The organism is Vibrio sp. 1288, from assembly GCF_033344475.1.
In genome coordinates, this window is the sequence record NZ_JAWPOX010000009.1 from 43,588 (window position 1) to 61,538 (window position 17,951).

At 44.9% G+C, this 17,951-nt stretch carries 17 protein-coding genes; 8 read left to right on the forward strand and 9 right to left on the reverse strand.

Features of this window, described 5'->3' with window-relative positions; translation table 11 throughout:
* Positions 1 to 60 precede the first annotated feature (60 nt).
* The 3 genes from R8O11_RS08855 to R8O11_RS08865 all read right to left on the reverse strand — a co-directional run bounded on the left by R8O11_RS08855 (position 61) and on the right by R8O11_RS08865 (position 5,351).
* Positions 61 to 1,653 (reverse strand): ABC-F family ATPase, encoded by a 1,593-nt coding sequence (locus R8O11_RS08855; protein ID WP_025766654.1) that lies wholly within the window; start codon positions 1,651 to 1,653, stop codon positions 61 to 63.
* Positions 1,654 to 1,870: 217 nt separating this feature from the next.
* Positions 1,871 to 3,910 carry a cache domain-containing protein gene (locus R8O11_RS08860; RefSeq protein WP_005389520.1) on the reverse strand — a complete coding sequence of 680 codons (2,040 nt, stop codon included), beginning with the start codon at positions 3,908 to 3,910 and terminating at the stop codon, positions 1,871 to 1,873.
* On the reverse strand, positions 3,900 to 5,351 hold the full coding sequence (locus tag R8O11_RS08865) for a sigma-54-dependent transcriptional regulator (RefSeq protein WP_064353911.1): 1,452 nt from the start codon (positions 5,349 to 5,351) through the stop codon (positions 3,900 to 3,902). Before R8O11_RS08865 ends, R8O11_RS08860 begins: the two co-directional genes overlap by 11 nt.
* A gap of 334 nt (positions 5,352 to 5,685) precedes the next feature.
* Here R8O11_RS08865 and R8O11_RS08870 point away from each other — a divergent pair, with 334 nt between their 5' ends.
* The 6 genes from R8O11_RS08870 (at position 5,686) to R8O11_RS08895 (ending at position 10,660) form a co-directional block, all read left to right on the forward strand.
* A complete protein-coding gene (locus tag R8O11_RS08870) occupies positions 5,686 to 6,504 on the forward strand; it encodes a substrate-binding domain-containing protein (RefSeq protein WP_005389522.1) in 819 nt (272 codons plus the stop codon).
* A 6-nt stretch (positions 6,505 to 6,510) separates the two neighbouring features.
* The gene (locus R8O11_RS08875; RefSeq protein WP_005389524.1) at positions 6,511 to 7,209 is read left to right on the forward strand and encodes an ABC transporter permease; all 699 of its coding nucleotides are present in this window, start codon (positions 6,511 to 6,513) and stop codon (positions 7,207 to 7,209) included.
* Between the two features lie 50 nt (positions 7,210 to 7,259).
* Positions 7,260 to 7,979, forward strand: coding sequence for an energy-coupling factor ABC transporter ATP-binding protein (locus R8O11_RS08880; protein ID WP_025766658.1), 720 nt, complete (start codon positions 7,260 to 7,262; stop codon positions 7,977 to 7,979).
* Complete coding sequence (gene mobA, locus R8O11_RS08885) at positions 7,957 to 8,544, forward strand: molybdenum cofactor guanylyltransferase MobA (RefSeq protein ID WP_005377572.1); 588 nt, start codon at positions 7,957 to 7,959, stop codon at positions 8,542 to 8,544. Before R8O11_RS08880 ends, mobA begins: the two co-directional genes overlap by 23 nt.
* Positions 8,541 to 10,319 carry a bifunctional molybdopterin-guanine dinucleotide biosynthesis adaptor protein MobB/molybdopterin molybdotransferase MoeA gene (locus R8O11_RS08890; RefSeq protein ID WP_191116138.1) on the forward strand — a complete coding sequence of 593 codons (1,779 nt, stop codon included), beginning with the start codon at positions 8,541 to 8,543 and terminating at the stop codon, positions 10,317 to 10,319. Before mobA ends, R8O11_RS08890 begins: the two co-directional genes overlap by 4 nt.
* 74 nt (positions 10,320 to 10,393) lie before the next feature.
* Positions 10,394 to 10,660, forward strand: coding sequence for a DUF2960 domain-containing protein (locus tag R8O11_RS08895; protein ID WP_005377584.1), 267 nt, complete (start codon positions 10,394 to 10,396; stop codon positions 10,658 to 10,660).
* A 185-nt stretch (positions 10,661 to 10,845) separates the two neighbouring features.
* On the opposite strand, the gene nagK is transcribed toward R8O11_RS08895, so the two are convergent.
* Both nagK and R8O11_RS08905 read right to left on the reverse strand, forming a co-directional pair.
* The gene (gene nagK, locus R8O11_RS08900) at positions 10,846 to 11,754 is read right to left on the reverse strand and encodes an N-acetylglucosamine kinase (RefSeq protein WP_005377586.1); all 909 of its coding nucleotides are present in this window, start codon (positions 11,752 to 11,754) and stop codon (positions 10,846 to 10,848) included.
* A 175-nt stretch (positions 11,755 to 11,929) separates the two neighbouring features.
* Positions 11,930 to 12,679, reverse strand: a complete 750-nt coding sequence (locus tag R8O11_RS08905) for a tRNA-uridine aminocarboxypropyltransferase (RefSeq protein WP_053350551.1) — start codon at positions 12,677 to 12,679, stop codon at positions 11,930 to 11,932.
* A gap of 140 nt (positions 12,680 to 12,819) precedes the next feature.
* On the opposite strand from R8O11_RS08905, the gene R8O11_RS08910 reads away from it, so the two are divergent.
* Complete coding sequence (locus R8O11_RS08910) at positions 12,820 to 13,635, forward strand: sterol desaturase family protein (protein WP_031777247.1); 816 nt, start codon at positions 12,820 to 12,822, stop codon at positions 13,633 to 13,635.
* Between the two features lie 103 nt (positions 13,636 to 13,738).
* Here the strand turns inward: R8O11_RS08910 and R8O11_RS08915 are convergent, their stop codons facing one another.
* From R8O11_RS08915 to R8O11_RS08930, 4 genes are all read right to left on the reverse strand, one after another.
* Positions 13,739 to 13,957: a hypothetical protein gene (locus tag R8O11_RS08915; protein WP_318194088.1), complete on the reverse strand. Its 219-nt coding sequence runs from the start codon at positions 13,955 to 13,957 to the stop codon at positions 13,739 to 13,741.
* Positions 13,958 to 14,005: 48 nt separating this feature from the next.
* Positions 14,006 to 14,386 (reverse strand): hypothetical protein, encoded by a 381-nt coding sequence (locus R8O11_RS08920; protein WP_025766661.1) that lies wholly within the window; start codon positions 14,384 to 14,386, stop codon positions 14,006 to 14,008.
* Between the two features lie 210 nt (positions 14,387 to 14,596).
* Positions 14,597 to 15,010, reverse strand: coding sequence for an NUDIX hydrolase (locus R8O11_RS08925; RefSeq protein WP_025766662.1), 414 nt, complete (start codon positions 15,008 to 15,010; stop codon positions 14,597 to 14,599).
* Between the two features lie 270 nt (positions 15,011 to 15,280).
* Positions 15,281 to 17,299, reverse strand: coding sequence for a methyl-accepting chemotaxis protein (locus R8O11_RS08930; RefSeq protein WP_017820668.1), 2,019 nt, complete (start codon positions 17,297 to 17,299; stop codon positions 15,281 to 15,283).
* Positions 17,300 to 17,433: 134 nt separating this feature from the next.
* Here R8O11_RS08930 and R8O11_RS08935 point away from each other — a divergent pair, with 134 nt between their 5' ends.
* A complete protein-coding gene (locus R8O11_RS08935; RefSeq protein ID WP_005377619.1) occupies positions 17,434 to 17,928 on the forward strand; it encodes an NlpC/P60 family protein in 495 nt (164 codons plus the stop codon).
* Positions 17,929 to 17,951: the final 23 nt, after the last annotated feature.

The window sequence follows — 17,951 nt, forward strand, 5'->3', positions numbered from 1 at the left end:
AATATCAAAAAAGCCTCGCTAAATAGCGAGGCTTTTGCTTTTTAAACGCTTTGCGAGTAATTACGCGTCAACGCCACGAGATTTTAGGAACTCAGAGTAAGTGCCTTTAAAGTCTGTGATTTTACCATCGCGGATTTCGATAATACGCGTTGCTAACGAGTCTACGAATACACGGTCGTGAGAGACGAAGAACAACGTGCCTTTGTATTGCTCAAGCGCGGTGTTCAAAGATTCAATTGATTCCATGTCCATGTGGTTGGTTGGTTCGTCCATTAGCAGCATGTTTGGCTTGTGCATCATTAGCTTACCAAGCAGCATACGACCTTGCTCACCACCAGACAGTACTTTTACTGACTTCTTAATGTCATCTTGACCAAACAGCATACGACCAAGGAAACCACGAACGACTTGCTCATCATCACCTTCTTGACGCCATTGACCCATCCAATCCGTTAGATTCATATCTTCTGCAAAGTCATGCGCGTGGTCTTGCGCGTAGTAACCGATGTTTGCATTTTCAGACCATTTGAACTCACCAGCACGCGGTTCAAGTACACCAGCAAGCGTGTTTAGAAGTGTTGTTTTACCCACACCATTTTCACCGATGATCGCAACGCGCTCTCCCACTTCAAAAATTGCATTGAAGTCTGAGAACAAGTCCTCTTCAAAACCTTGGCTCAGGTTTTCTACAATCAGAGCGTTACGGAACAGCTCTTTAGACTGTTCAAAACGAATGAATGGGTTTTGACGACTAGACGCTTTCACTTCGTCCAATTTGATCTTGTCGATTTGCTTCGCACGAGATGTCGCTTGTTTTGCTTTCGATGCGTTTGCAGAGAAACGCGCAACGAAAGTTTGTAGCTCAGCGATTTGTGCTTTCTTCTTAGCGTTGTCGTTTAGTAGACGTTCGCGAGCTTGAGAAGCCGCCGTCATGTACTCGTCGTAGTTACCTGGGTAAACACGTAGTTCACCGTAGTCCAAGTCAGCCATGTGTGTACATACTGAGTTTAGGAAGTGACGGTCGTGCGAAATGATGATCATTGTGCAGTTACGCGCGTTTAGCGTGTCTTCCAACCAACGGATTGTGTCCATGTCCAAGTTGTTGGTAGGTTCGTCAAGAAGCATCACATCTGGGTCTGCGAATAGAACCTGCGCTAGAAGCACACGAAGTTTCCAACCTGGTGCTACTTCACTCATTAGACCGAAGTGTTGCTCCATTGGGATACCTACAGCAAGAAGAAGCTCACCCGCTTTTGCTTCTGCCATGTAACCATCCATTTCCGCGAACTGAACTTCTAGGTCAGCAACTTTCATGCCGTCTTCTTCGCTCATTTCAGCAAGTGAGTAGATGCGGTCACGCTCTTTCTTCACTTCCCATAGCTCTTTATGACCCATGATAACGGTATCGATTACCGTAAATTCTTCGTAAGCGAACTGGTCCTGGTTCAGTTTTGCAACGCGCTCGTTTGGATCGTAGCTTACGTTACCACTGGTTTGCTCAAGCTCGCCGCTGAGGATCTTCATAAAGGTTGATTTACCACAACCGTTAGCTCCAATTAAGCCATAGCGATTGCCTTCGCCGAACTTAACTGAAATGTTTTCGAATAGCGGCTTAGCGCCGAATTGTTGAGTAATATTCGCTGTGGAGATCAAAACCTTTACCTTAGCAATTGGGGTGTATTTAGAAAAACCGGGCAACGGTACTTGTTCATGCTACATACTGCAAGTGTTGTTTTTATTAATTCACTCCAAGTGAAATCATTGTAAGGTTTCTAAGAAGCAAAAGCGTAAACATAAATGCGTCATTAAATACAAAAAAGAGCCACTATCGTCAGTGGCTCTTTTTCCATTAATGCTTCAAAAAAAGTGACTAAGCGATGTTCGTCACCTCTAGGATCAGTTCGGCTTTTTTAGGTAAATAAATACTGAATTTACTGCCTGTTCCCCATTCAGACTCTGCTTTTAACTCACCACCCGTTTGGCTGAGAATACTTTGGGAGACCGATAGCCCTAACCCTGTGCCTTCTCGTTTCGTTGTGTAAAATGGCGAGAAGATTCGACTCAAGTTTTCTGGTTTAATACCGCAGCCCTCATCGATAACATGAATCGCAGCTCCTTTCACTTCACCCTCTTCAATCCAGTCTTCACTGACTACTGTTAAAGTTCCTTTACCGCTCATTGCGTGAATGGCGTTCATTTGCAAATTAACTAAGATTTGTAGCAAGTGGTGACGGTTTATCTCAACGGACGTATGCGCTTGTAGGTCAGTCACAAACTCAACGTCGCGTTTCTTGGTGCCAGTTTTAACCAAGGTGATGCTTTCATCAATAATAGGATTGACATGTTGCCAAGTGATTTCATCTTGAACACCGCCTTGGCGACTGTATTGCAATAAACTGCGTGTGATATTGCGGATACGATCAATTTGCGCGTGAATCGCATCAATTTCTTCTTGTACTCGACTTGCATCGTCACCCAATTCAAAATGGATCAATTCTACGTTGCCAAGAATCACGGCGGTTGGGTTATTAATTTCGTGAGCAATCCCCGCGGTGAGTTCTCCCAGCGCTGCCAGTTTTTCATGAACAACGAGTTTGTCGCGGGTTTGGTTGAGCAATTGAATATGCAGTTCAAGATCTTGGGTTTTTTCTCTCAGGCTTGCCGTACGCTCTTGAACTTTGCATTCAAGTTGAGCTGCGGAGTTTTTCAGTTCAATTTTGCGCTCTTCTAGCGCGTCTAACATATCATCAAACTGTCTGGCTAACTGCGCAAGTTCATGATCGGCATCTAATCCTAACGGGCCAATCCGTTTTTCTTTACCTTGTTGGACCTGCTTCACCACTTTGTGAATGCGTTCGATCGGTCGAAACAGATCATAAGAACCGCGATATACCATCACGCCAGAAACCAGCAATAACATAACCGTAATCAAGCTGATTTCGGCAATGTTGGTCATGTAGGCTTTAACGAATGGCCACATGAGGTAACCGGTATAAAGCATACCAATAACATTGTCGTATTGGTCTTTGATTGGTTGATACGCCGTAATATACCAAGCGTCATACACATAAGCGCGATCAACCCACTGTTCACCCTTAGAAAGTACTTGGTTATACACTTCGGCGCTCACGCGAGTGCCTATAGCGCGCCCTAGTCTATGATCGCTGTCTAAAGGAACGTTGGTGCTCACACGCAAATCATCGAGAAATACCGTCAACGTACCCACAGGGCGAAGGCGGTCATTATCACTTAAGTAAATGAGATCGCGGATTTGATCCACCAGCACTGTGCTGTTGTTAAGGAGCAAACCACCATCAAGAAAGCCGATCAAATCGTTCGCTTGGCTGTATACCGGAATCACGGTTCGACTGACTAACCCACGCGCCTCCCTGTCACCATCAGCAAGAATAGGCACTTCTGCTCGTTTGGCGAGTTCAGGATCGAGGCGTTCGAGTTCTTCTTTATTGAGTACATCAAAAAACGATTCGCGCTTGGTGAGATCCATAAAGCGGAATTTGTTTTCCATGGAATTAACGCGTTGGAAAGAGAGAAAATCTAAAGCATATCTTTTCTTCTGCTCTGTGACCCACTTTTGCAGGTCACCTTGTGGCGTTCCTTTATTAATGCGAATACGGAAATCGTACGAATCGGCAAACGCCCGCACGTAATTGGCTTGCTTTTGCTGTAACAACGTTACACTGTTATTTGCAACACCAAGACGTTCCGAGACATCAAGCAGCGCATTTTGCCACGTGTAATGAATAGACCAATAAATGGTAATGCCGATCAGAGCTAACAATGTGAGGAAAATCGGCGCAGAGGTTAAGAATAACAAGCGATAACGCACCATGGTTTTAAAACGGTGCGTCCATTTTGACAATCCTTTGTGCTGTGGGCCGTTAGTCGGCATATTCCTCACCCTCAGAATCCCATTCTTTGTACTTACGTTCTAAGGTCTTGCGAGCTACGCCCAAGTCACGAGCAGCAGCAGACTTATTGCCTTCATGCAAGTTAACGACTTGTTTAATATGTGCTTTCTCGACTTCTTTTAACGTCCAGCTGTTTGGATAGCCTTCGCCAGTAAATTCTTTGCCTTCTCTAAAGGTTGGTAACTCAGCAGAGTGAGAAACAGTAATCGATACATTAGGCAGTGAATGCCCGCCATTCAGCTCTCGCCAATAGTGTGCAGGTGGTTTGCCAAGCAAGATACAACGCTCAATCAAGTTTTTGAGCTCACGAATGTTTCCCGGCCAATCGTACTCACTCATGGCTTCCATATCCTCGTGAGCCCATTTGGGCGCAGGCATACCGAGCTCGCGCGTCAGCATGTTGCTGAAAAATGGCACCAACTCAAATAAGTCGGTTTTGCGCTCTCGCAGCGGACACACTTCAATTTTCAGAACGTTTAAACGGTAATAGAGGTCACTGCGGAAATTACCTTGATTGACCTCTTCTTGCAGATTACGGTTGGTGGCGGCAACAATACGGACATCAATACTGATCTCTCTTTCTGAACCGACAGGGCGAATCGTACGCTGCTCTAACACACGTAATAATGATGCCTGCATTGCAAGTGGCATCTCCCCGATTTCGTCAAGAAATAAGGTGCCACCGTTCGCAACACGGAACAAACCTTCACGCGATTTTTTTGCACCGGTAAACGCGCCCGATGTATGACCAAACAACTCACTTTCTAAAAGCTCTGGTGCAATCGCGCCGCAGTTGATTGGCACAAACGGGCCCGTTCTCCCACTCGCCTGGTGGATACCTCGTGCAACTAGTTCTTTACCCGTACCCGACTCACCTTCCACCAAAACAGAAGCGCGTGATGGTGCAAATTGGTTAATAAGTTGCTTAAGCAGACGCGTTTTTTCTGAGCCGCCGATGATCTCTGAGGTATTGTGACGTTGGTAATCGCGTGTCATGGCGTACTGCATGCGTTCGTTCAAACGGCGATCCATACAGCGACTGACCGCTTTTAACATCTGCTCAAGGTTGAATGGTTTGAGGATAAAGTCGGAAGCACCGAGCTGTAGCGCTCGAATGGCAATTTCTAAATCCGCATAACCCGTCATAAAAATCACATCGGCACGTTTGTCATCATCTTCAAACGCTTCTTCCCACTCAATTCCAGAACGCCCTGGCAGATTAATATCCAGTAAGATCAGATCATAATGTCGAGAATTACGCAGTTGTTCTGCTTCTTCGATGCTACCAGCTGTATCGACATGTGAAAAAAGCTTACCCAATGCCTTTTTCAAGATGGCTTGCATGCCTAATTCATCATCGACGACCAGTACGGAAAAGGCGCTATATTGTTGGTTTGTACTAAGATGGGATTGAGTAGACATATTTACCCCAGATGGATTTCGATGGGACAGAGTGTACCAAGTTTAAACAGAGATACCCTACAAAAAGTGCGACATTTTGTACCAACGCAAACTTTTATGCAAATAACCCCATGATTTAGTGCATAAACCAAGCACTTTAAGCTTGTAAAAGGTTGGCATCTTGTTTGCTATAAGGTGGATACGGAGCGCATTTAAGTGATCTCAGGATGTTGATGTTTGCTTATTCCAACACCCTAAGACAACTTGCGTATTACGCTAATCGCTCTCGTCCAAAAAGGCTTCTCCCTAAAACCTGGAGAGATTCCAAAGAATCATTGGAAAGGAACACATAAAAATGAAAAAAATTGCGCTAACTCTGGCTGCAACGTCTATCACGCTTGTAAGTTACTCTGCGTTTTCTGCTCAAGACGGAGAACATGTTCGCCTTGCAACCACAACCAGTACTTACCATTCAGGTTTACTTGATTACCTGCTTCCACAATTTGAAAAAGACACGGGCTACAAAGTCGATGTTATTGCTGCAGGTACTGGTAAAGCCTTAAAAATGGGCGAAAACGGTGACGTAGATTTGGTGATGACACATGCACCAAAAGCTGAAGGCGCATTTGTTGAGAAAGGCTACGGCGTTTTACCTCGCAAGCTAATGTACAACGACTTTGTGATTGTAGGCCCGAAAGCTGACCCAGCAACAATCAAAAATGACGAAGGCGTGTTAGATGTATTCAAAGAGATCGCAAACAAAAACGCAACGTTCATCTCTCGCGGCGATGATTCTGGTACACACAAAAAAGAAATGGGCTTCTGGGCTCAAACTAAAATCGAACCGAACTTTGGTGGCTACCGTAGCGTAGGTCAAGGTATGGGCCCAACTCTAAACATGGCGTCTGAAATGCAAGGCTACACCATGACGGATCGCGGCACATGGCTGGCTTACCAAAACAAATTGGATCTAGAAATTCTGTTCCAAGGCGATGAAAAACTGTTTAACCCGTACCAAGTTATTCTTGTTAACCCTGAGCGTTACCCAACGATTAACTACCAAGGTGCGAAGGCATTCAGTGATTGGTTGGTAAACCCTCGCGGACAGGAACTTATCAATGGTTTCCGCCTAAACGGTAAACAACTGTTTGTTGCGAATGCTGAGAGCAAATAACGCAATATGAATCTTGCTGATACAACACTGGAAGCGCTTCGCTTACTGGTGAATTTTGATGCAGACCTATGGGAGATCGTTGCGGTCTCCTTTAGTGTTTCTATCACGGCAATATCCCTAGTGGTATTGCCGGCTATTTTGATGTCCTTTGTACTGGCGTATACCGACTTTCGCGGTAAATGGTTTTTGTTGTCGATCGTAAATACGCTGCAAGCGGTCCCTACCGTGGTGATTGGCCTGTTGCTGTACATGTTGCTGTCGCGTGCTGGCCCTTGGGGAGACTGGCAAATGCTGTTCACTCAGAAGGCAATGATCTTCGGCCAAATGGTGATCTGCTTCCCTGTTTTGGTATCGATGATGCATGGTGCATTACAATCTAGCGACCGTCGTGCAGTGGAAACTGCCATCACGCTGGGCGTCTCCATTCCGCGCTTGGCAGCTACGATGATTTGGGAAACCCGCTTTCCTCTACTTGCGGCTATCATTGCAGGGTTTTCACGTATCGTGACCGAGGTGGGCTGCTCAATGATGGTTGGTGGGAACATTATGGGCGTGACGCGAAATATTCCCACGGCTATCGCAATGGAAAGCAGTAAAGGTGCTTTTGCGCAAGGAGTTGCATTAGGAATTGTATTACTATCTTTAGCGTTGGCTCTAAACTTCTTCTTATCAAGCATGAGAGGCAAAGGCTACCTCAGAACATAGAACATGAAGCAAACAAACGACTCACCATTAACCCCATGTCGAGGCGAATTATGACTATAAAAATCACCGCCGAACAGTTATCCATGCGCTTTAAAGAGCGTGTGCTTTTCCACATCCCTGAGTTAGCCATCGGCCCAAATGATGCCATTTATCTCAAGGGTGACAATGGTGTGGGCAAAACTACCCTACTCAAAATCCTTGCTGGCTTGCTCAAACCCTCTACTGGTGATGTTGTTGCGCCAAAAGATACGTGGCTAAAAAGACTGACGCGTCGCAATGGTCGTGTCGATGTGATTTATCTCCACCAATCCCCTTACCTTTTTGACGGCACTGTATATGAAAACGTAGTCTATGGAGTGAAATATCAACAAGACACGCAAAAAGATAAGCGAGCTCAAGTTATTCACGCGCTGCGCATGGTAGGTTTAGAAACCTTAGCGGACGAACATATTTCCGTGTTGTCCGGCGGTGAAAAACAGCGCGTTGCCATGGCAAGGGCTTGGATCTTAAAACCGTCGATTTTGTTGATGGATGAGCCAAGTGCGTCTTTAGACCAAGAATCCATTGAACGATTGGTGGTGATGGCGAAAGATCTTTTGGATCGTGGTTCCAGTATCGTGGTGACAAGCCATCAGGCCAACGCACTGACCGACTTATGTAAAAAACAGTGGTGGATTAAAGACAAGACTTTGATAGAGTCTCCTCTGTTGTATGTCATACCAAAAGAAACATCCCAAGAGAATGCATATGCTTCAACCAACACAAACTAGTTGGGTCATTTTGGCTGGTGGCCAAGCCAGCCGTATGGGTGGAAAAGATAAAGGTCTGATTGAGTTAAATCAGAAGCCACTCATCGAACACGTTATTGAACGTTTATCTCCACAAACTCCACGCATTTTAATTAATGCCAACCGAAACCAAGATGCGTACAGCAAATTTGGTTTCGTATTTAGTGATCAATTCAAAGATTTCCCTGGGCCTATGGGCGGTATTCACGCGGGTTTGATGCATGCTGAAACTGACTGGGTCGGATTTGTACCTTGCGATAGTCCACAAATTAACACCGACCTTGTCGAGCGTTTCTGCCAGTTTGTCAAAGAAGACAGCGATATTTTGGTCGCGCATGATGGTGACCATCAGCAACCTGTTTTTACGCTCTACCACAAGCGCGTACTGCCAAAACTCACCGCGTTTTTAGAACGTGGCGACCGCAAAATCATTCTGCTCTACAAAGAGTGCAACACCAGTTACGTTGACTTTAGCGACTCACCAAACTGTTTCGTCAACTTGAACACTCCGGAAGAACTGGCGCAATTTGGACAATTAGAATCATGAAACACACGCTAAACATTCCTATTCTTGGTTTTGCGGCTTATTCAGGCACAGGCAAAACCACACTGCTTGAAGCCCTATTGCCAAAGCTAACTGAAGCGGGCCTGCGCATTGGCATGCTAAAACATGCTCATCACAACTTCGATGTCGATAAGCCGGGTAAAGACAGCTACCGTTTACGCAAAGCTGGCGCATCTCAAATGCTGATTGCTTCTCGCAACCGTTTTGCGTTAATGACAGAAACGCCAGAAGCCGAAGCGGAGTTTGAATACCTATTAACACGTTTTGATGAAGACATGCTTGATGTGGTTTTGGTCGAAGGCTGCAAAAACATCGCGTTTCCTAAAATCGAATTGCACCGTGAAGAAGTCGGCAAGCCTTGGCTTTATCCAAACGATGAAAACATCATCGCTATCGCTTCAGACGGCGGCGAGTTGGACTCTGAACTGCCACAAATGAACATCAATGATCTTGAAGCGATTGCTCAGTTCGTTATTCAGTATGTTCAAGAAGCGAAAGTACCAAAAAACAAAGAGAAAGAAGCCGCATGTTGCGATACCCTTTCTCCTGCTTTCCTTTCTGTGGTTCAAGGCCAAGAGAAAATCCTTTCTTTGGTGAACACGGTTTCGGAAATAGAAGCATGCAAGATTGAAAACGCCTATGGCCGCGTTCTTGCGGAACATATCGTTTCACCAGTAAATGTGCCGCAATACACCAACTCCGCGATGGACGGTTATGCCATCCGCAGTGATGATGTTGACCGTGATAGCTACCAAGTGGTTGCTGAAGTGATGGCGGGCCATGCTTACGAGCAGCCTCTGGAAGTTGGTCAAGCAGTTAAGATCATGACTGGCGCACCAACACCACGTAACGGCGATACAGTGGTCATGCGTGAGCAAGCCATTCAAGAAGGTGACAAGGTCACTTTTAACGGTGCGAATATCAAAGCAGGCCAAAACGTTCGTCAAGCAGGTGAAGATCTCGCTATCGGCAGTGACGTCTTTACCGCAGGTACTCGCCTCGCCTCTCCAGAGATGGGCATGATCGCTTCGCTTGGCTTTGGTGAAGCGAATGTATTCCGCAAATTGAAAGTTGCCGTGTTCTCCACCGGTGACGAAGTACAAGCACCGGGAACAGAGCAAAAAGCGAATTCTATCTACGATTCCAACCGTTTTACCATCATGGGCATGCTTGAAAAGCTCGGCTGCGAGATCTTGGATTTCGGTATTCTGGAAGACAACGAACAGTTAATGATTGAAGCGTTGGAAAACGCATCGGCGCAAGCGGACGTGGTTATGACTTCTGGTGGCGTATCTGTTGGTGATGCGGATTACATCAAACTTGCCTTGGATAAACTTGGTCAAATCGATTTTTGGCGAATCAACATGCGTCCGGGACGTCCACTCGCGTTTGGTCAAATCAACAACAAGCCGTTCTTTGGTCTGCCGGGCAACCCTGTTGCCGTGATGGTCTCTTTCATTAACTTTGTCGAGCCTGCACTGCGTAAGATGCAAGGCGAACAAGGCTGGAAGCCTCTGAAAGTGAATGCCATCGCGACTGAAAACCTTCGCTCTCGACAAGGTCGTACCGAGTTTAGCCGTGGCGTCTATGAACTGGATGCAACTGGCCGTTTAACCGTTCGTACAACAGGCAAGCAAGGCTCTGGTATTTTGCGCTCAATGAGTGAGGCAAACTGTTTGATCGAAATCTCCCCAGCTATTGATACAGTAAAAGCGGGAGAAAGCGTGACAATTATCCCACTTCAAGGCAGAATCTAGCTCAAACTAGAAATTCAAAGGTCAGCGAGTCTGGCCTTTTTGTTTAATACAGAAACCTTTTCAGAGAGACAGCTATGGCTCGCACCATTCTTTACACTTACAAAGACCAAGACAAAGAACTGACATTCTCATACCAGCAACACCGCAACATTCAAGAAGCAGTTGCCGAGGCAGAAGGTATCGATATCACTGAGTTCCTAAAGATGGAGCAACAAATCGAAGCAGTGTCTGACACTAAAGCAGTGCGCAACTACCGCGACAACTACTTCAGAAAATTAGGCTTTAGTAAAATCACCCTAGCTCAAAAAGAAAACCTAGGCGTAGGCAAAAAGAACAAATAAGCTTAGCTGCAAACAGAAAACTCACGATTCGTCGTGAGTTTTTTATGCATGCTACTTTTGTTCATGATCTATACCCGAGCATACCGAAATTACTTAGGTATATAAGTAAAAGCCCCGTTTAACCTTGAAAGTCTAAACGGGGCTTTAAATTTCTTCTTACTTTATATCGAGTAAGGTTTAAGTCATTACTTGATGTTTAAGAACGCAGCGCCGCGTACACCACCTGAATCACCGTGTTTTGCTTTGATGATCTTAGGACACTTAGCCACAGACAATAAGTGTTTAGGGATGCGTTTTGGCATCTCTTCGTAAATCAATTCGAAGTTAGATAAGCCTCCACCAAGTACAACGGTGTGTGGGTCTGTTGCAGTAAACAGGTTTGCAAAGCAGATTGCTAGCAGCTCCATAAAGCGCTCGACGTGCTCTACTGCTTTCTCTTCACCCTCTGCGTGCGCTTTAATAATGTCGATCGCTTTCTTCTCTTCGCCGTAGTAATGCGCGTAAAGAAGCTCGAAACCACGACCAGATAGGTAACTATCTAAACAGCCTTTGTTGCCACAGCCACAGCCAAGTAATGGTGCGTTTTCACCCAGGTGGAACCATGCGTCGATAGGAAGACGTGTGTGACCCACCTCACCCGCTACGTGGTTGCGGCCAGAGAATACTTTACCTTCGTAGATAAAGCCACCGCCAAAACCAGTACCAAGGATCAAACCTAGTACAGATGGTTCATCTTGAAGATCTTCGTCCCACGCTTCAGAAAGCGCGAAACAGTTTGCATCGTTTTCAATTTTTACGCTGCGACCGATTTTAGCTTCCAGATCAGCACGAAGTGGTTTGCCTTTTGCCGCAGGAACGTTAACTGTTAGTACCGTTGCATCATCGGCGTCTTCCATACCTGGCAAGCCAAGACCAATCGTACCTTCGCAGCCAAACTCTGTATCGTATTTATTCACCAATTCCGCAATGGTATCAACCAGCAGCTCGTAGTTGTCTGTTGGTGTAGGTACACGTTCCGTCGCTACACGCTCAAGCTTCTCGTTAAATGCACCAAATTCAATTTTAGTGCCACCGACATCAAAGCCGTAATACATGTATTTCTCTCCTAAAAAATGCTTCAAACGACTCTCAAAAATGGCTAGAGTCAAAAGTATAAACTGATGGCATTATCCATATCTGTACGCCTGCAAACCGTGACCGAATGCAGATTTATCCCCTCACCGAAGCCAGTTGAACAACATACCATCAACAAAAGCTCATTCCTTAGAGTCAGCTCTCGGTTTTCATCCACTCTTTGAAACGTTTCAAGTGTGGCTGGTTAGGGTCGTTTTTGACTCGAGTCTTGCTCAGCATGTAAGTTTCTCTGAAGGCTTCAAACCACAATTGAAGGCATTCCGCAGCTTTAGGCTCACCAGCTTGTTTTAAAACTAATGTCGCGACTTCGGCGGTTGAAAGATGCTGATCATTCTCGGAGCGGCGCATGATGTATTCAGACAGAGATTCCGGCTCAATGGAAAGCACAGGCAAAGATTTAAGAAAATCAGAACGACGGAATATCTTTCGCGCCTCACGCCAGCTACCATCAATAAAGATCAGCAACCATTTTTTGTTCTCGACATCTTCTTTTACCAATCGCCCTGGCTCTAGATCTTCAATTAAACGAGAGGGATCATCCACATAGTCTGCAGGAAATACAATCACCGGTTGGTAACTGTCATCCTGTAGTAGCGCTAGCATCTCTTCAGACGGTTCTGTTCGGTTCCATTGATACACGTAAGTCTCTTGAATCGTATCAGCGATTAGACGACCGGTATTACTTGGCTTAAACACTTCGTTTTCAGAAACAATCAACATACATGCAATATTGGCCTTGATGTTTGGCTGAAGGTCGCACAAACAGTGTTGCTCAGAAACCTGGCAATATTGGCAACGAACCACTTTACATCCACGCGCGTTGAAAGGCTTGGTTGAGATAGATTGTCGGTACTGATATAAACGGTGGAAAGCGTGAATTCTCATGGTAAGTAATGCCAAGTAAAAAGTAGAGCGCGATTCTACTGATATTATGGTTTCGCCTCAAGATAAGCCCATCAGCAGTGTGTTGAAATAATTTCACTCTTATCTCGGTCATAGATAAAGAAATAAATAAGGGAATGACAGTGACAGAAACGACATTTCAAGAACCCTCATGGCTCAGATTAGGCTTTTTCCTTGGCGTATTATTGCTTTGTGCCATTTGGGAGAACAAATTGCCTAGAAAAACACTGACCGCTTCGCGCAGGTTTCGTTGGGTCAATAACTTGTCATTGGTTGCTTTTAACAGCCTAGTTATTGCTTTAATCATGCCTATCGCCGCCTTTCAAGCTGCGGTCATAGCTCAGGAGCAACAATGGGGGCTGCTGAATATTCTGTCCCTCCCCGCTTGGTTAAATATTTTTCTAACCGTCATTTTGCTTGATTTCGTCATTTACGCTCAGCATGTTGTCTTTCATCATGTAAAACCGCTGTGGAAGATTCACCGAATGCATCACGCCGATCTCGACATAGACGTCACCACAGGCGCACGCTTTCATCCCTTCGAAATAATCATTTCAATGGGAGTAAAAATTGCAGCCGTGTTTATCTTAGGTGTTTCACCTATCGGAATTGTGGTATTTGAAATTGTGCTTAATGCGAGCGCGATGTTTAATCACAGTAATGCAAAACTGGCTTTATCTATGGACCAAAAACTGCGAAACGTCATCGTTACACCAGACATGCATCGCGTGCACCATTCAGTGATAGTAAAAGAGACCCACTCAAACTTTGGTTTTTTCCTTTCAGTTTGGGACCGCTTTTTTGGGACATACCGAGCTCAGCCTAAGTTGGGTCATGAAGATGTTGTTATTGGTGTGCCGGAAATTAGAGACGAAGAAGAGCAAAGATTAGATAAGCTGTTAACGCAGCCCTTTCGCTACAATAAAGAGAAGAAGTAATGGTTGAAAAAATATTGTTGGATGAAGTATGTCAACAAAACGAATAGACCAAGCCTAAACCCCTGTTAAACACTACTTCATCCTCATGATGTGTAAGAACAGATTAGGTTTCTGCTAGCTGACGCTTTTTGTTTAACTGAGTAATACCAACAAATAAACCAACAACACCAAGCACTGCACATGCCAAAGCATTGGTGTTCATTACTTGCTGTGCCTCTATTGAGCTGTATAGAAAAGCAAGGCTGAAGAAAGTGGTGGCAAAGCTCAAACCTGTCAGTACGCTGAAACCAGCAAAACTGGCCAAGTCTTTAAAATCGTTCATAACGAGTCCCTGTTTACAATCCTTAATCGAGTGTTGTGAAAATAATAATTAACGAAATATTTGGCGCGATTGACTATGTTTTCGCGCATTCCATAACCAGATAGATACCCCAAATGAGAACCCTAAAAACAGTGTCTTCATTTGTAGGGCGACGTTGTTATCTAATATTTCTAATGTATAGTGAGCGTGGGAACTAAAGATAACATTGGTTATAAGAATCAATAACATAACGACTATGCCAGAGCGGCGATGCTTGACCAATAGATACGCTGCTAATAAGTCCAATAGTCCCAAAGCGCTCCAATACATATTCAACCAGCGTGGCGCAAAATCGTAAGGTAAAAAGCCACCAACAATGTTGTCATAAAGATGAACCACTCCGCCAACTGTCATAAAAAGGCATAAGAGAAACAAGACGAATTTATCCATTACCGTTTCCTTATCTGAATGAATGAGCAAAGCATATAGAAGTCACTTAAACATTTGTAATCTCATCGCCATTTTTGAGATCGACAGTGCCATTATCAACACGATGAGAACAGTAACGGCTACTCTACCTTCTTTATTTGCTTCTAGTAGAAGCATAGTGTTTGCTTTGTCATTGTCCCAAATCCGCCAATGCAACGACAGAATCCTCCTTTAAATCACGCCTTGGTTTAGCAACTCTCGTACCTTTTCCAGCCCGCGCTGAAACACAGTATGTGCATTCGCGGGAAGGCCGCTCTCGACATCGTGCCAGAAGAACGCGAAATCATGTCCACCATCGTCTTGCGTATGAAACAGCCATGAATTAGCGAGATCAGCACACTCACACAAAACAAAATGCCATGCTTGATTTTGAAAGCCACTGTCCCATGAGCATAAATATCGTGCGGAACGAACATGTGTGATACCAGACTCCTCAGCGAGCTCCCGCTTGGCCGCTATGATGTAACTTTCATCAAACACTTCAACAGTGCCCTTGACGAGCTGAACACCCGCCAACGGATGTTTAAAAAGTAGGATCTCTTGATTTTGATTACGTAGAACGACGGGGCAAACTTTATCGATCACAAAACCACTCCTTCTTATGGCTTTAGCTTTCTCTGGATATAAAAAAATCGCATGAAGCTGCATGATTCATTCCTTTGAATTCTGGCGACATTCTAGTCAACGAGTCCCTCGAACAAAGCATTAACATCACGTTGTGATAACTAAACCCTTTAGAAATGAACGAGATGAGATGTAACTCACTTTTGCGATGCAAATAGGAGCCATTAAATGAGTAGCCGTAACAAAAAAGCAGAACCGAGGTTCTGCTTTTTGTCGGTGGAAACATCTCATTTACTTGGTCTGATGAAGCTCATACTTGTGCAGCATTGCTTGCTGGTGCCCAGCAATTTCCGCCACTTGCTCAGAACTCTCAACCATAGACTCAAGCTGCAGCTTTGTGCGTTCGCCAAGATCAGAAATATGTGTGATGGATTGAGATACATCTGCCGTCGCTCGTTCTTGTTCTTCTGTAGCAACTGAGATTTGCTCAACACGTTCTTGAATGTGCTTAACCGCGAGGTTGATATCAGAGAATGTCGATTTCACTTCATTGCTGGACTGTAGCGCGTGGGTCATTTCTTCTCTTGAATCATTAACTGCTTGGCGCGAGCGCTCTGCGGCAGTAATAAGCTCGCTCATCATTTCTCGGATGTTCGTAGTTTGTTGAGAGGTATCACTTGCAAGTTTGCGAACTTCATCAGCGACAACCGCAAATCCACGCCCTTGCTCACCAGCACGGGCAGCCTCTATTGCCGCGTTGAGAGCAAGTAAGTTGGTGTTGTCCGCGATCCCACTGATCATATCCACCATTTCACGAATCTGTTTAACACGCTGGTCTAGCTCTAACATTGACTGTTCATTTACATCCAAAGAGCTTTCTAATGACTCCAAACGTTCGCGGTTTTGTTCCACGACTTGAACCCCTTTTTCAGTGTGTTGGGTTGCAAGGAGCGAGTCCTGTGAAGATGCATTTGTCACCATTGCTATTTCACGAATAGAGGCTTCAAGCTGCGTTATGGTCGTGATCATACTCGACAACGCTTCATTTTGTGTTGCCAACCCATCACTTGTTTGTTCGGCTGCACTGTGACTTACTTCTGCCGTCTGATAAAGCGTTTCACAATTGCGCGTCACCGTTTGAATGGAGTCATGTGTGGAATCGATTACTTGATTCAACTTTCGTGCTACTTCTTTCAGCTCATAGGGGCCAACTTCTTCTGCCTTGTCACGAAAATCATGTTCGGTAAGTGCTGAAAGACGCGTTAGTACATTCCTTAACCCTCGGTTTGTCCATGACTTGAGACTAAACCAAGTAACAAGAATAATAAAAGAAATCACACACGCCGCAAACACGAGCACAACGCTCACCGATTCAATGGTCTCGTTGACCACCCGCTCCTTTTCATCGATCAACTGACCAGCGGTTTGGGAGATTTGATCAAGTAACCGCATGGTTTCATCCGCAAGCATCGAAGCCTGTTTAAACTCTGAACGTTGCAATTCCCCTTGTTCTAGTTTGGCGAGGATCAAACGCAGCACGCCCTTTTCACTAAAGCCTTGTTTCACCATCTCATATGGTGCGGTTAAGCTTGCATATTCACTTACTTCAGGATGGAAAGATTGGAAGTCTTCATAGGCGAGTTTAATACCTGCTATGCGATTTCGCATTTCTCGGTATTCTTTTTCGGCTTTGTTTAATTCTGAGTGCATCATCATGACTAAGAACGTACTTTCCATTGAGCTTGCAGAAGCAATGAAACGGTTAGCGGCATCGCTCGACTCAGGATTATCAGCACTAAGGAACGAACTGATTCGATTCATTTCCGGGCCGATAGAGCTAAGCCCATAGCGAAAACCACCAACAGCGGCATCAATATCCATTTGAATTTGTATCACCGAAGATTGCTTCAACAAAATGGACTGCGTGATGTTATGTAAACGCGCTAGTTTGGTGTCTAACTCCTCCGAGAGTTGCTGAGCTACACCAGACGCTTTCACAACCAAAGTTGTGCTTTGAGTTGCAAGAGAGTCGATTTGCTCTTTTACGAGAGGCAACTCTTTCGGCTCAGTAATCTGCATACCATGGTTGAGTAGCTTAACCATCTCCAATACATTCCTGGTTAACTTTGCGTTTGCCATCGCGATTGGTAATGCTTTTTGCGACAAGTCTTCAAATTGTTCCCCTACCTGTTCCATTCCTTTGAAACTTGAGACAGAAAGGGCTATAACAAGAGCAATGATAGTTAAAAATGTTGCACTGACAGCCTGAATCAGTGAAAGTGATGTGCGTGAGCGTTTTCGCTTTGCCATAATCAATTTTTATTCTTTCTTAAGGTTGAATCGGTTCTGCAGTGATTCCGTCACATTTGTGAGACAAAACCGTGATTTGCAGCCCATACTATGGATTGGTTATGACACTAATATTTCAGTTGTGAGTCATAGAGATGACAGGTGGTGATTTGCGTCGAGTATATTTTCCTTTGATAATCAGTGTGCTACTAAGCGCCTGCTCTTCTGGGCCTGAGCCTAGTGAGCAAGCTCAAGTGACAGCACCTACAAATCAGCTATTGTCGGACAACCCCGACTTGTTCGAGTTTTACACAGAGTGGCACGGCACGCCTTATCGCTTAGGCGGGACACAGAAATCTGGAATTGATTGCTCAGCATTTGTACAAAAAGCGTTTATTGAGGCTTATCAGCTCTCGTTACCAAGGACAACGAGGCAGCAATCAACGCAAGGTGTGGAGTTAAGTTGGACGGATGCCAAGCAAGGGGATCTAGTGTTTTTTAAAACAAGACGTACAACTTATCATGTCGGAATTTACTTGGGTAACAAGCAGTTCATGCATGCATCGACGTCTAGAGGTGTGATTATTTCAAGAATCGACAACCCATACTGGGCATCTAAGTTTTGGCAAATAAGAAGAGTTACAATGTAACTCTTCTTACTCTTAACCGGACA

Bases quoted from the DNA above. Each gene is read 5' to 3' on its own strand.
- R8O11_RS08860 (WP_005389520.1), bottom strand. From the start codon at position 3,910: ATGCCGACTAACGGCCCACAGCACAAAGGATTGTCAAAATGGACGCAC.
- R8O11_RS08865 (WP_064353911.1), bottom strand. From the start codon at position 5,351: ATGTCTACTCAATCCCATCTTAGTACAAACCAACAATATAGCGCCTTT.
- R8O11_RS08930 (WP_017820668.1), bottom strand. From the start codon at position 17,299: ATGGCAAAGCGAAAACGCTCACGCACATCACTTTCACTGATTCAGGCT.
- R8O11_RS08915 (WP_318194088.1), bottom strand. From the start codon at position 13,957: ATGAACGATTTTAAAGACTTGGCCAGTTTTGCTGGTTTCAGCGTACTG.
- R8O11_RS08905 (WP_053350551.1), bottom strand. From the start codon at position 12,679: ATGAGAATTCACGCTTTCCACCGTTTATATCAGTACCGACAATCTATC.
- mobA (WP_005377572.1), top strand. From the start codon at position 7,957: ATGCTTCAACCAACACAAACTAGTTGGGTCATTTTGGCTGGTGGCCAA.
- R8O11_RS08895 (WP_005377584.1), top strand. From the start codon at position 10,394: ATGGCTCGCACCATTCTTTACACTTACAAAGACCAAGACAAAGAACTG.
- R8O11_RS08880 (WP_025766658.1), top strand. From the start codon at position 7,260: ATGACTATAAAAATCACCGCCGAACAGTTATCCATGCGCTTTAAAGAG.
- R8O11_RS08890 (WP_191116138.1), top strand. From the start codon at position 8,541: ATGAAACACACGCTAAACATTCCTATTCTTGGTTTTGCGGCTTATTCA.
- R8O11_RS08935 (WP_005377619.1), top strand. From the start codon at position 17,434: ATGACAGGTGGTGATTTGCGTCGAGTATATTTTCCTTTGATAATCAGT.
- R8O11_RS08870 (WP_005389522.1), top strand. From the start codon at position 5,686: ATGAAAAAAATTGCGCTAACTCTGGCTGCAACGTCTATCACGCTTGTA.
- nagK (WP_005377586.1), bottom strand. From the start codon at position 11,754: ATGTATTACGGCTTTGATGTCGGTGGCACTAAAATTGAATTTGGTGCA.
- R8O11_RS08875 (WP_005389524.1), top strand. From the start codon at position 6,511: ATGAATCTTGCTGATACAACACTGGAAGCGCTTCGCTTACTGGTGAAT.
- R8O11_RS08920 (WP_025766661.1), bottom strand. From the start codon at position 14,386: ATGGATAAATTCGTCTTGTTTCTCTTATGCCTTTTTATGACAGTTGGC.